The organism is Stenotrophomonas sp. SI-NJAU-1, from assembly GCF_020883215.1.
Lineage (GTDB): Bacteria > Pseudomonadota > Gammaproteobacteria > Xanthomonadales > Xanthomonadaceae > Stenotrophomonas > Stenotrophomonas indicatrix.
In genome coordinates, this window is the sequence record NZ_CP086598.1 from 243,784 (window position 1) to 256,931 (window position 13,148).

Sequence of the window (13,148 nt, forward strand, 5' to 3'; positions counted from 1 at the left end):
GGTGCCTTACAGGGTGCGCTGGAACAGTTCGCGGCCGATCAGCATGCGGCGGATCTCCGAGGTGCCGGCGCCGATTTCATACAGCTTGGCGTCGCGCCACAAGCGGCCGGTCGGGTATTCATTGATGTAGCCGTTGCCGCCGAGGATCTGGATCGCCTGGCCGGTCAGCCACGTGGCCTTCTCGGCGGCGTACAGGATCGCGCCGGCCGCATCCTGGCGGGTGGTACGGCCCTGGTCGCAGGCGCGCGCCACGGCATACACATAGGCGCGGCAGGCACCCAGGCCCACGTACATGTCGGCGATCTTGGCCTGGATCAGCTGGAAGCTGCCGATCGGCTCACCGAACTGGTGGCGTTCGTGCACGTACGGCATGACCACGTCCATGGCTGCAGCCATCAGGCCCAGCGGGCCGCCGGACAGCACCACGCGCTCGTAGTCCAGGCCGGACATCAGCACGCGCACGCCGCCGCCAACCGCGCCCAGCACGTTTTCTTCGGGAATCTCGCAGTCCTGGAACACCAGTTCGCAGGTGGGCGAGGAGCGCATGCCCAGCTTGTCCAGCTTCTGCGCGGTGGAGAAGCCCTTCATGCCCTTCTCGACCAGGAACGCGGTGATGCCCTTGGCGCCGGCTTCGACATCGGTCTTGGCGTACACCACCAGCACGTCGGCGTCGGGGCCGTTGGTGATCCACATCTTGTTGCCGTTGAGCACGTAGCGGTCGCCGCGCTTGTCCGCGCGCAGCTTCATCGACACCACGTCCGAACCCGCACCCGGTTCGCTCATCGCCAGCGCGCCGACCTTGGCGCCGCTGCACAGGTCCGGCAGGAAGCGCTGCTTCTGCGCTTCGGTGCCGTTCTTGCGCAACTGGTTCACGCACAGGTTCGAGTGCGCGCCGTAGGACAGGGCGATGCCGCCGGAGGCGCGGGAGATTTCTTCCATCGCCACCACGTGGGCCAGGTAGCCCATGCCGGTGCCGCCGTATTCTTCTTCCACGGTCAGGCCCAGCAGGCCCTGTTCGCCCAACTTGGGCCATAGTGCCAACGGGAACTGGTTGGTTGCATCGGCCTCGGCCGCGAGCGGCGCGATCTCGGCAGCGGCAAAATGGGCCACGCTCTGGCGCAGCAGGTCGATATCTTCGCCGAGGTCGAAGTTCAGGGATGGGACGTGCATTGCGATGGCTCCACGAGGGAAGGTGGGGAATGGACGCACCCGGAAGGGGAAGCGGGCGGCTGTTCACAGCAGCGGCCCGCGCGGGCGATTGGACCCCAGCGTAGCGGGGTTCGGGTAAGAAGTGAATACAAATTCAAAAATTGAAACCAGACTCAGAACATGGCCTACAAACGCTCAGCATTGATGGAAGAACGCCTGGCCGGGGCCCGTGAACGGATCCTGCTGGCCACCCGCGAACTGGTCGCCACCGGCGGCTGGCGCAACGCGCCGGTAACCGCCGTGGCCACCCAGGCCGGGGTCTCCACCGGCCTGATCTACCGCCACTTCCCGTCCAAGGCCGAGCTGTTCGTGGAAGTGCTCAACGCTGCCGTGGCCCATGAGGTGGCGATCATGGAGCGCATCGCCAGTGCGCCGCAGCCGGCCAGCGTGCGCCTGCGCCAGGCCATCACCGCCTTCGTGCGCCGTGCCCTGGCCGGCCCGGGCCTGGCCCATGCCTTCATCGTCGAACCGGTGGACCCGGACGTGGAAGCCGAGCGCATGCGCGGCCGCCGTGCCTTCGGTGACGTGTTCCTGCGCCTGGTGGAAGAGGGCGTGGCGGCCGGTGAACTGCCGGCACAGGACGCGCACGCTGCCGCCGCCTGCCTGGTGGGTGCCTTCACCGAAGCGATGGTGGGCCCGACCGCACCCAGCCGCGAAGCGCACCGCGACGAAGACGCGCTGGTCCAGGCCATCTGCAGTTTCTGCCTGCGGGCTGTTGGCGCAGGGTGATGCCGCCGTTGCGGGTGCCGGGCGGCTTCTGCCGCGCTTCGCGCTCGCCGGGCGCGGTCCGGCGCCACCCGCACGCGGCCACGGCCGCATGCTGCGCCGCACCAGCTGTGATGCCTGTTGTCGTGCGCGGCGTGCGTTCTATACTCGGCCCATCACGCAGTCGCTCAGCCGTGGTCCAACGACTATCAGCCAGGGGTAACGAAGAGTGCGGAATTACGATCTGGAGTTCCTGAAACGCTTCTCCATGGTGATCGCGCTGTTGATGGCCATCACCCTCGGTCTGATCCTGCTGGCCGCGTTCATCCACACCCGGATTCCGCCCGAGGTGTCGCCCACCGCCGCCAAACGCACTGAACAGCGCATCTCGCCCACTGGCGCGGTATACGCCGGCAGCACCGGCGCCGCCGCGCAGGCCGCGGCCAAGGCCGCAGCGCTGGCCAAGGCCGCCTCGCAGGTGGCCTACGGCGGTACCAAGGACGGCAAGGTGATCTTCGACAACCTGTGCACCGCCTGCCATACCACCGGCGTGGGCATGGCGCCGACGCTGGACCACTCGCACTGGGACAAGCGCCTGGCGCAGGGCAAGGACACCCTCTACAAGCACGCCATCGAGGGCTACACCGGCCCCGACGGCGGCATCATGCCGCCCAAGGGCGGCAACCCGGCGCTCACCGAGGAGCAGATCCACGCCACCGTGGACTGGATGCTGGGCAATCTGAAATAGCGGACGCCGCCGCGTCCGCTGGTAGTGCCGGCCGCTGGCCGGCAGCCTCATGATCTTTGGTAGTGTCGGCCGCTGGCCGGCAGCCTCATGATCTTTGGTAGTGTCGGCCGCTGGCCGGCAGCCTCATGATCTTTGGTAGTGCCGGCCGCTGGCCGGCAACCTCATGATCTTTGGTAGTGCCGGCCGCTGGCCGGCAACCACGCATCGCATGAAGGTCATGAGGTTGCCGGCCAGCGGCCGGCACTACCCCGGCTTTGCCCACCAAGGCCGGAACCCGCTGCGCAGGCGGGGTTTCGCATTTCGGGGTTAGTCTGTGCGCCTCTTCCGTGGAGTCGTCTGTCGATGCGTCGCCGTTCCCTCGCCCTTGCCCTGTCCCTGCTGATGCCGGCATCCGCTTTCGCCCAGGCCCAGCCACAGGTTGCGCCGACCTCGGCGCCTGCGCCACGCAGCCCAGCCGCTGTCACCCTGGCCGCCGCGCCGGCCGACTGGCGTGCACTGGATGGGCAGCACGTGCGCATCGCCGCGCCGCTCACCGTGGCCGGCACCGATGGCGTGGAACGCTTCGGCCAGCTCACCGTCGCCTTCGATGGCCGCCTGTGGCAGCCGACCGAAGTGGCCGCGCCCGGCAGTGCCGGGATCGAACAGGTGATGGCCGACAACCAGCGCCGCCGCCTGCTGCTGGACGATGGCAGCGATGCGCGTGATCCGGCCAGCGTCGCCTACCTGCCGGGCAACCCGGTGCTGCGTACCGGCATGCAGCTGCGCAACGTGGAAGGCACCGTGCGCGTGGACGCGCAGGGCCGGCCCAGCCTGCAGGTGGATGGTGTATTGAAGCTGCCGGACCTGCAGCGCCCGGCCGTGCCGAGCGTACCCGGCCGCCTGCACATCGCTGCGTTCAACCTGGAGAATTTCTTCAATGGTGATGGCAAGGGCGGTGGGTTCCCGACCCTGCGCGGCGCGCGCACGCTGGACGAGCACAAGGCGCAGGTCGGCAAGCTGGTCGCCACCGTCAACGCGCTGGGCGCCGACATCGCCGCGCTGATGGAACTGGAGAACGACGGTTACGGCCCGCAGTCGGCCATCGCCGAACTGGTGGATGCGCTCAATGCCGGCCTCGCCGCAGACAAACAGTGGGCGTTTGTCGATGCCGGCCAAGGCCCCGGCAGCAATCCGATCCGCGTCGGCATCATCTACCGCAAGAGTGAATTCAAGCCGCTCGGCACGCCGCTGACCAAGCTCGACGGCCCCTTCGTCGAACACAGCCGTGCGCCGCTGGCACAGGCCTTCCAGGGCAAGGGCGGGCCGTTCATGGTGGTTGCCAACCACTTCAAGTCCAAGGGCTGCCGCGATGCCAGCGGCGCCGACGCCGACCGCAATGACGGGCAGGGCTGCTGGAACGCCACCCGCGTGGAATCGGCCCGGCAGCTCAACTCCTGGGTGCAGGCCGAAGCCGCGCGCCTGAAGGTGAAGGACGTGGTGCTGATGGGCGATTTCAACGCCTACGCCATGGAGGATCCGATCCGCACCCTGCACGACCTCGGCTGGCAGGATGCCTTCAAGGTGGCCAAGGTCGAACAGCCCTACAGCTACGTCTACAACGGCTACACCGGCCGCCTCGATCACGCGCTGCTCAGCCCGACCATGGCCAAGCGCCTCGCCGGCGCCGCCGAGTGGCACAGCAATGCCGACGAGCAGGACGCCAGCGGTTACCAGGGCCGCAACGTGCAGGGCCCATGGCGCAGCTCCGACCACGACCCGCTGCTGCTGGGCTTCGATCGCTGAGTGGGTGCCCGGCCGGCCCTGTGCGGACCGGCCGGACGGCCTGCTGCTCATCGCCAGTAGTAGCGCTCGATGCGGAAGGTTGCACGGCAGCCGTTGTCGACCCATATCGTGCCGCGGTCCACGCCCCAGTCGCGTCCCTGCAGGCAGGAGGCACGTGACTCGCGGTTGATCAGGTACACGCTGTCCTTCTGTGAGACCTGTACATGGCAATGCGCGCGACGCTGGTCGCGGCTGCTGCAGCTCACCACTTCCGAGCTTGCATCGCCGCGATGGGTCTGTACGGGGGGCGGATAGGCGGGATGGCGCGGATAGGCTGGTTCATGTGATGGATAGCCGATGCCGCCGCTGAAATCGGGATAGCCTCCGATGCTGCTGCAACCGGTCAGGGTGGCGGTCAGCAGCATGAAAGCGCACACGTGTTTCATCACCGTCTCTCCAGATGCAGGTCCGTTCGAGTCTAGGCAGCGGAGTGCCCATCACGGCGGAACGGCACTGTGAGCGGCGTCAACGTATCAATCGAAATGCGCAGCAGGATCGGAATCTTCTGCACCGGCTATCGGCAACGGCGCGAACTGTGCGCATCAACCCAGCGCGATCAGGGTGATCGCGACTACCGCCAGCGCCAGTCCGAGGCGGTTCCACCGGCTCATAGGCTCGCCGAAGGCGAATACGCCAACCAGCGCACCCAGCACCACCACGCCGATGTTCATGCCGGCGAACACGGTGGCCGGGCTGTCCGGCATCGACTGGTGCGCATGCACATAGAAAAGAATGTTGCCGCCGTTGAGCAGGCCCAGCAGTGCACCCGCACCCAGGTTGCGCCAGGCCAGGCGGCTGGGCCCACTGAAATGCCGCCACAACTGCAGCGCCAGCATCAGCACGAAGGCCAGGCTGAAACTGGCCAGCACCGCCGCCATCGACGGCGTGCCCGACAGCGCCACCTGCTTGAGCAGCACGTCGACCACCGCGAACCCGGCCCATACACCCAGCAGCCAGCCCCAGCCGCCGGCGGAAGCGGCCACTGCCGGGCCGCGCGGACGCAGGCTGATGGCCACCATCGCCAGCAGGCCCAGGCCCAGCCCGACCAGCTTCCACGGCGTTGCGGTCTGCCCGAAGAACAGGAACGCCGCCGCCAGCGACAGCAGCAGCGACAAGCGCTGCGCCACGTCACTGCGGACGATGCCGGCCACCGCCACCGCGCGGCCCAGCACCAGGAAGATCGAGGGCAGCACCACCGCCAGCGCCAGCAATGACAGCCACGGCGCATGCGGTCCGCGCAGTGCGTCCAGTGGCGGCTGCAGCACCACCGCCGTCATCGTCGCCGCCACCAGGTAGTTCCAGGTCACCATCTGCGCAACGTCCAGCTGGCGACGGCCAGCCAGCTTCAACAACACCGAAACCAGCACACTGCAGATCACGGCCAGGGACAGGTAGAGCATGGGGCGGGCACAGGGCAGCGGCGGGGGACGCTATCATGGTGCCATGCACACGCCCTCGTTCCCCGTCGCCCCCGGCGAAACCGCCTGCATTGCACTGGAGGGCCCGGTTGGCCCGCTGGAAGTGCTCGTCGACCTGCCCAAGGCCGATGTGCCGGTGCAGCCGATCGTGGCCATCATCTGCCATCCGCTGTCCACCGAAGGCGGCACCCTGCACAACAAGGTGGTCACCATGACCGCCACCACCCTGCGCGAGCTGGGCATTGCCACGGTGCGCTTCAACTTCCGCAGCGTCGGCGGCTCTGCCGGTGAATTCGACCATGGCGTGGGCGAGCAGGAGGACCTCAAGGCCGTCACCGCCTGGGTGCGCCAGCAGCGCCCGGACGACCGCCTGTGGCTGGCCGGTTTCAGCTTCGGCGCATTCGTTTCGCTGAAGGCTGCCGCCGAACTGCAGCCCGAAGCGCTGATCTCGATCGCGCCGCCGGCGGGCCGTTGGGACTTCGATGGCATCACGCCGCCGGCCCGCTGGCTGGTGATCCAGGGCGAGCAGGATGAAATCGTCGACCCGCAGGCCGTGTACCAGTGGCTGGACACCCTCGATGCCCCGCATGAACTGGTGCGCATGCCCGAAACCAGCCACTTCTTCCACCGCAAGCTGATCGACCTGCGCGGCGCGCTCACCCACGGCGTCAAGCATTGGCTGGGCACGGCGGCATGAGCGAGGTGGAACTGACCCCGACGCAGCGTTATGCGGCCGGGGTGGAACGCGGCGATTGGCAGAACGACCCGGCCCAGCATGCGGCCCTGGCCGAGCTGGACCGGATCCATCTGGCCCTGGTGGACAGCGCCGAGGACGGCTGGCTGGACCGCTTGTCCTCGTTCTGGAAGAAGCCCGAGCCGGTCAAGGGCCTGTACTTCTGGGGCGGCGTCGGCCGCGGCAAGACCTTCCTGGTCGACCTGTTCTACGACGGACTGCCGATCAAGCAGAAGTACCGCACCCACTTCCATCGGTTCATGCGCAGCGTGCATGAGCGCCTGCGCGAGCACCAGGGCCAGAGCGACCCGCTGGCGAAGATCGCCCAGGAATGGCGCAGCAACCTGCGCGTGCTGGTGCTGGACGAATTCTTCGTCACCGACATCGGCGATGCCATGCTGCTGGCGCGCCTGCTGGAGCGGATGTTCGCCGAGGGCGTGACCCTGGTCACCACCTCCAACACGGCGGTGGAAAACCTGTACCTCAACGGCCTGCAGCGCGAGAGCTTCATGCCGGCCATCGGCCTGCTGCAGCGCTACTGCGTGGAGCTGTACGCCGAAGGCACCGAGGACTACCGCATGCGCGCGCTGACCCGTTCGCCGGTGTACCGCGCGCCGCTGGCCGCCGACAGTGACACCTGGCTGGCCACGCGCTGGGGCGAGCTGAGCGGCGGCCAGCCGGCCAAGGCGGGCAACATCGAAATCGAGAGCCGCAAGATTCCGGTTCGCGCGCGCGGCAAGAGCATTGCCTGGTTCGACTTCGCCGCCCTGTGCGAAGGCCCGCGCGGGCCGTCGGACTACATCGAGATCGCGCACGAGTTCAACACCGTGCTGCTGGGGGGCATTCCGGCCTTCGATCGCCTGAACGAGGACGCCGCGCGCCGCTTCGTCAACCTGATCGACGAGCTGTACGACCGCCACGTCAACCTGGTCTGCACCGCCAGCACCTCGCCGGTCGAGCTGTACACCGGTACCCGGCTGCAGGGCGCGTTCGAGCGTACGGCCTCGCGCCTGATCGAAATGCAGAGCGCCGAGTACCTGGGTACCCCGCACCGGGCGTGACAACCGGGGCGGATGCCGGCCGCTGGCCTGCATCCGCCTGGTGCTTCCGCAGGTCATGGGCTGCCGGCCAGCGGCCGGCACTACCTGATGCTGCCCCGTCCACCGGCTGCCCACTGTCTGCCCACCACCTATCCACAGACTTGTCCCTCGCCTGCGTGGTCCTGTCATGTGAAGCTGTCATCGTTCCGCTGGTGGGGCGCTGATTGCCACCGCGATGACGTGTTTCGGGCTTGACTGCGCAGCCCGTTCCAGCAGGTCCAAAGCGTCCAAACCGGGCGCCGATGGCACGATCCTTGCGGCGCAAGGGATTGCCGAATTTCACTACATTTGGCGTTGACGGACCCCACTACCCCCACTATCTTGTGGCTGTCGGTTGCGGCGACCCCCAGGTCGCCAAGTCCACGGACAGGATCGTACGGCCCCCCGGCCGCCCCGATCCGCGTCCACGCAGGTACCGCCAGCAACCGTCAGCAGTAGCGGCAGGCGCAGGGTCTCAATTCCTGCGACACCGGTCTGCCACCCTGGACTGTCACGTCCCGGGCCGCGTCACCCGATGCTCCGAGCCACCATCCATCACGCCAAGAGGACACACGCCGTGACCACCGAGACCAGCGCCACCATCGAGAAGGAAAGCGAATTCCTGTTGACGTCGCCGCCGACGTCCAACGCGATGAGTGTGACCAAGCGCAATGGCACGACCGAGCTGGTGGATCTGAACAAGATCGTCCGCGCGGTGCAGCGTTCCTCCGAGGGCCTGCACGCCGTCGATCCGATGCGTGTGGCCACCCGCACCATTTCCGGCCTGTACAACGGCGCCACCACCCAGGAGCTGGACGAACTGTCCATCCGCACCGCGGCGCTGCTGATCGGCGAAGAACCCGAATACGGCCGCCTGGCCGCGCGCCTGCTGGCCAACTTCATCGCCAAGGAAGTGTCCAACCAGGAAATCCACGCGTTCTCGCAGTCGGTGGGGCGTGGCCACGAAGTGGGCCTGATCAACGACCGCCTGCTGAACTTCGTGCAGACCAACGCACGCAAGCTCAACGATGCCATCGATATCTCGCTGGACCTGAACTTCGATTACTTCGGCCTGCGTACCCTGTACGACCGCTACCTGCTGCGCCACCCGCACACCCGCAAGGTGATCGAGACCCCGCAGCAGTTCTTCCTGCGCATCGCCAGCGCGCTGAGCGAGGATGTGCCGGAAACCCTGGCGCTGTACAAGCGCATGGGCAACCTGGACTACCTGCCGTCCAGCCCGACCCTGTTCAACTCCGGCACCACCCACGAGCAGCTGTCCTCGTGCTTCCTGCTGGACTCGCCGCAGGATTCGCTGGAATCGATCTACGCCAAGTACGGCGACATCGCCCAGCTGTCGAAGTTCTCCGGCGGCATCGGCGTCAGCTACACCCGCGTGCGTTCGCGCGGCTCGCTCATCAAGTCCACCAACGGCCATTCCAACGGCATCGTGCCGTGGCTGAAGACCATGGATTCGTCGGTGGCTGCGGTGAACCAGGGTGGCAAGCGCAAGGGCGCGGCCTGTGTGTACCTGGAAACCTGGCACGCCGACATCGAGGACTTCCTCGAGCTGCGTGACAACACCGGCGACGAATCGCGCCGTGCGCACAACCTGAACCTGGCCAACTGGATCCCGGACCTGTTCATGAAGCGCGTGGAGGCCGACCAGGAATGGTCGCTGTTCGATCCGCGCGTGGTGCCCGAGTTCACCGACCTGTTCGGCGAAGCCTTCGAGGCCGCCTACCTGCAGGCCGAAGCACAGGGCAAGGCCAACCGCACCATCTCCGCGCGCAAGCTGTACTCGCGGATGATGCGCACCCTGGCCGAGACCGGCAACGGCTGGATGACCTTCAAGGACAAGTGCAACCGCGCCAGCAACCAGACCCTGCGCGCCGGCAACGTGATCCACCTGTCCAACCTGTGCACCGAGATCCTGGAAGTCACCTCGGCTGAAGAAACCGCGGTGTGCAACCTGGGTTCGATCAACCTGGGCAACCACTTCGACGGCAACGGCGAGTTCGATTTCGACAAGCTGGCCGACACCGTGCGCCTGGCCGTGCGCCAGCTGGACCGCGTGATCGACCTGAACTTCTACCCGATCGAATCGGCGCGCCGCGGCAACCTGCGCTGGCGTCCGGTCGGCCTGGGCTGCATGGGCCTGCAGGACGTGTTCTTCCGCAAGCGCCTGCCGTTCGATAGCGCCGAAGCCCGCGCGCTGTCGAAGAAGATTGCCGAGACCATCTACTTCCACGCGCTGGAAACCTCGGTCGAACTGGCCCAGGAACGCGGCAAGCACCCGTCCTTCGCCGACACCCGTGCGGCCAGCGGCGAGCTGCAGTTCGACGCCTGGAACGTGGTGCCGGAAGATGCCGCGCGCTGGGATGCCCTGCGTGAACGCATCAAGGAACACGGCCTGCGCAACTCGCTGATGATCGCGATCGCCCCGACCGCCACCATCGCCTCCATCGCCGGCTGCTACGAGTGCGTGGAACCGCAGGTGTCCAACCTGTTCAAGCGCGAGACCCTGTCCGGTGACTTCCTGCAGGTGAACCGCTATCTGGTGAACGAGCTGAAGAAGCTGGGCCACTGGACTCCGGAAATGCGCGATGCAATCAAGCTGGCCGACGGTTCGATCCAGGCCATCACCCAGATTCCGGAAACGCTGCGCCACGTCTACCGCACCGCATGGGAACTGCCGATGCGTTCGCTGATCGACATGGCCGCCGACCGTGGTGCCTTCATCGACCAGTCCGCCTCGCTCAACCTGTTCATGGAAAGCCCGAGCATCGGCGCGATGTCCTCCATGTACATGTACGCCTGGAAGCAGGGCATCAAGACCACCTACTACCTGCGTTCGCGTCCTGCCACCAAGATCGCCAAGACCACTGTCAGCCACACGGCCAGCGCTGCGCCGGAAAAGGTGTTCAGCCCGGAGGAGGCCATCGCCTGCTCGCTGGAGAACCCGGAAGCCTGCGAAGCCTGCCAGTAACACCGCGGTGGATTAACGCGCGGTGGGTGCCGACCGTTGGTCGGCACTGCTGATCGACTACGGAAACAACAAGGTAGCGCCGGGCCATGCCCGGCGTTTTGACCCGAGAAGACAAGGAAACACCCATGGCCGACAAGCCCAAGCAGATGCTGCTCGATCCCGGTTTTGAACTGACCCTGCGCCCGATGCGCTACCCGCAGTTCTATGACATGTACCGGAATGCGATCAAGAACACCTGGACGGTGGAAGAGATCAACTTCCAGATCGACATAAGCGACCTGCACAGCAAGATGTCGCCGGGCGAGCGCCACCTGATCCACCGCCTGGTCGCCTTCTTCGCCACCGGCGATTCGATCGTGTCCAACAACCTGGTGCTGAACCTGTACCAGCATTTGAACGCGCCCGAAGCGCGCATGTACCTGTCGCGCCAGCTGTATGAAGAAGCGCTGCACGTGCAGTTCTACCTGACCCTGCTGGACAACTACCTGCCGGATCCGGACGAGCGCGTCAAAGCCTTCGCCGCGGTGGAGAACATCGACTCGATCAAGAAGAAGGCCGATTTCTGCTTCAAGTGGATCGATTCGATCCAGGACCTGAAGCGCATCGAGACCCGCGAAGAGCGTCGTCAGTTCCTGCTCAACCAGATCTGCTTCGCGGCGTGCATCGAAGGCCTGTTCTTCTTCGCCGCCTTCGCCTACGTGTACTATTTCCGTTCGCGCGGCCTGCTCAACGGCCTGGCTTCGGGCACCAACTGGGTGTTCCGCGACGAAAGCGCGCACATGGAGTTCGCCTTCGAGTGCGTGGACGTGATCCGCGAGGAAGAGCCGGACCTGTTCGACGACAAGATGAAGCAGGATGTCTATGACATGCTGGCCGAGGCCATCGAGTGCGAAGTGCAGTTCGCCGAGGATGTGCTGTCCGGTGGCGTGGCTGGCATTTCCACCCGTGACATGCGCCAGTACCTGCAGCACTGCGCCGACAACCATTTCCATCGCCTGGGCATGGAGCGCAAGTACAACGTGCGCAACCCGCTGAGCTTCATGGAACTACAGGACGTGCAGGAACTGACCAACTTCTTCGAACGCCGCGCCTCGGCCTACCAGGTGGGCGTGAAGGGTGAAGTAGCCTTCGACATGAACTTCTGATCGATCTGGTCAGGTCTGTCGCGAAAAGCCCCGGCCAACGCCGGGGTTTTTCGTTTTTACGGTAGCGCCGGGCCACGCCCGGCGAGCGCGCAGCGCGGAAGGTTTTTTCATGGTGCCGCGCGCATTCCGCGGGGCATGGCTCGGCGCTACCGCCGCCCATCCACCGCCATGCGCACGGCCAGGCCGGCCAGCACCGTGCCCATGAACCACCGTTGCACCGCCTGCCAGGTGGGGCGGGCGGCGAGGAAGCCGGCGATGCTGCCGGCCATTATCGCGATCACCGCATTCACGCTCACGCTGACCAGCAGCTGGGTGGAGCCCAGCACCAGCGACTGCATCAGCACGCTGCCCTCGCTGTCCGGGTGCAGGAACTGCGGCAGCAGGGACAGGTACATCACCGCGACCTTGGGGTTCAGCACGTTGGTCAGGAAACCCATCGCGAACAGCTTGCGTGGGCCGTCCACCGGCAGGTCACGCACCGCGAACGGCGAGCGGCCGCCGGGCTTCAGTGCCTGCCAGGCCAGGTACAGCAGGTACAGCGCGCCGCCGATGCGCAGCGCGTCGTAGGCAAACGGCACGGTCATCAGCAGCGCGGTGATGCCCAGCGCCGCGCACAGCATGTAGAACACGAAGCCCAGCGCCACCCCGCCCAGCGAGATCAGCCCGGCCATGCGGCCCTGGCAGATCGAGCGGGAGATCACGTAGATCATGTTCGGCCCGGGCGTCAGCACCATGGCCAGCGAGACAAGGGCGAAGGCCAGCAGGTCGGACGTGGCGGGCATGGTGGGTTCACGCAGTGGGGGGTGCCGAAGTGTAGCGCCGCCTGCACACCACCTGCCTTAAAATCCGTCTCACCCCACACCCGAACCGCCCCCATGACCCCCATCCCCGAGACCGTGCCGCCGACCGAAGTGCGCATGGCCGAAATCGTCTTTCCCAACCACACCAACCACATGGGCACCCTGTTCGGTGGCCAGGCCCTGGCATGGATGGACAAGGCCGCCTTCCTCGCCGCCGCCCGCTATTCGCGCCGCACCGTGGTGACCGCGCGCAGCGACCAGGTCGATTTCAAGCTGCCGATCCGCATCGGCCAGATGGTGGAAACGATCGGCCGCATCGTCGAGGTCGGCCGCAGCTCGATGAAGGTCGAGGTGGAGCTGATCGCCGAGGACCTGCACAGCGGCGAGCGCAAGCTGTGCACCCGTGGCCACTTCGTGATGATCGCCCTGGGCGACGATGGCCACCCGGTGACCGTGCCGCAGCTGCCCGGCGCGCCGGCGGCCTGAGCCGATGCTTGCGGG

The 13,148-nt window shown here is 66.5% G+C and carries 12 protein-coding genes; 8 read left to right on the forward strand and 4 right to left on the reverse strand.

Features of this window, described 5'->3' with window-relative positions:
* Positions 1-6: 6 nt before the first annotated feature.
* The gene (locus LMF57_RS01065; RefSeq protein WP_025875795.1) at positions 7-1,170 is read right to left on the reverse strand and encodes an isovaleryl-CoA dehydrogenase; all 1,164 of its coding nucleotides are present in this window, start codon (positions 1,168-1,170) and stop codon (positions 7-9) included.
* Positions 1,171-1,329: 159 nt separating this feature from the next.
* Between LMF57_RS01065 and LMF57_RS01070 the strand changes: the two genes are divergently transcribed.
* The 3 genes from LMF57_RS01070 to LMF57_RS01080 all read left to right on the forward strand — a co-directional run bounded on the left by LMF57_RS01070 (position 1,330) and on the right by LMF57_RS01080 (position 4,444).
* Entirely contained in the window at positions 1,330-1,938 is a 609-nt protein-coding gene (locus tag LMF57_RS01070) for a TetR/AcrR family transcriptional regulator (RefSeq protein ID WP_229290544.1), read from the forward strand.
* A 205-nt stretch (positions 1,939-2,143) separates the two neighbouring features.
* The gene (locus LMF57_RS01075; RefSeq protein WP_025875793.1) at positions 2,144-2,662 is read left to right on the forward strand and encodes a c-type cytochrome; all 519 of its coding nucleotides are present in this window, start codon (positions 2,144-2,146) and stop codon (positions 2,660-2,662) included.
* 342 nt (positions 2,663-3,004) lie between these two features.
* Complete coding sequence (locus LMF57_RS01080) at positions 3,005-4,444, forward strand: ExeM/NucH family extracellular endonuclease (RefSeq protein ID WP_229290545.1); 1,440 nt, start codon at positions 3,005-3,007, stop codon at positions 4,442-4,444.
* Positions 4,445-4,491: 47 nt separating this feature from the next.
* Here the strand turns inward: LMF57_RS01080 and LMF57_RS01085 are convergent, their stop codons facing one another.
* Together LMF57_RS01085 and LMF57_RS01090 are read right to left on the reverse strand one after the other, a co-directional pair.
* Positions 4,492-4,869, reverse strand: coding sequence for a DUF3011 domain-containing protein (locus tag LMF57_RS01085; protein ID WP_229290546.1), 378 nt, complete (start codon positions 4,867-4,869; stop codon positions 4,492-4,494).
* Positions 4,870-5,025: 156 nt separating this feature from the next.
* Positions 5,026-5,883: an EamA/RhaT family transporter gene (locus LMF57_RS01090; RefSeq protein ID WP_229290547.1), complete on the reverse strand. Its 858-nt coding sequence runs from the start codon at positions 5,881-5,883 to the stop codon at positions 5,026-5,028.
* Positions 5,884-5,926: 43 nt separating this feature from the next.
* Here LMF57_RS01090 and LMF57_RS01095 point away from each other — a divergent pair, with 43 nt between their 5' ends.
* The 4 genes from LMF57_RS01095 (at position 5,927) to LMF57_RS01110 (ending at position 11,847) form a co-directional block, all read left to right on the forward strand.
* Positions 5,927-6,598 carry an alpha/beta fold hydrolase gene (locus LMF57_RS01095; protein WP_140226052.1) on the forward strand — a complete coding sequence of 224 codons (672 nt, stop codon included), beginning with the start codon at positions 5,927-5,929 and terminating at the stop codon, positions 6,596-6,598.
* Positions 6,595-7,695, forward strand: a complete 1,101-nt coding sequence (zapE, locus tag LMF57_RS01100; protein ID WP_025875783.1) for a cell division protein ZapE — start codon at positions 6,595-6,597, stop codon at positions 7,693-7,695. The genes LMF57_RS01095 and zapE overlap by 4 nt, the downstream gene beginning before the upstream one ends.
* Before the next feature lie 595 nt (positions 7,696-8,290).
* Complete coding sequence (locus LMF57_RS01105) at positions 8,291-10,702, forward strand: ribonucleoside-diphosphate reductase subunit alpha (protein ID WP_132826253.1); 2,412 nt, start codon at positions 8,291-8,293, stop codon at positions 10,700-10,702.
* Between the two features lie 125 nt (positions 10,703-10,827).
* Entirely contained in the window at positions 10,828-11,847 is a 1,020-nt protein-coding gene (locus LMF57_RS01110) for a ribonucleotide-diphosphate reductase subunit beta (RefSeq protein ID WP_025875781.1), read from the forward strand.
* Between the two features lie 146 nt (positions 11,848-11,993).
* On the opposite strand, the gene LMF57_RS01115 is transcribed toward LMF57_RS01110, so the two are convergent.
* Entirely contained in the window at positions 11,994-12,629 is a 636-nt protein-coding gene (locus tag LMF57_RS01115) for a LysE family translocator (RefSeq protein WP_033832763.1), read from the reverse strand.
* Between the two features lie 93 nt (positions 12,630-12,722).
* Here LMF57_RS01115 and LMF57_RS01120 point away from each other — a divergent pair, with 93 nt between their 5' ends.
* Complete coding sequence (locus LMF57_RS01120; RefSeq protein WP_025875773.1) at positions 12,723-13,133, forward strand: acyl-CoA thioesterase; 411 nt, start codon at positions 12,723-12,725, stop codon at positions 13,131-13,133.
* Positions 13,134-13,148 lie beyond the last annotated feature (15 nt).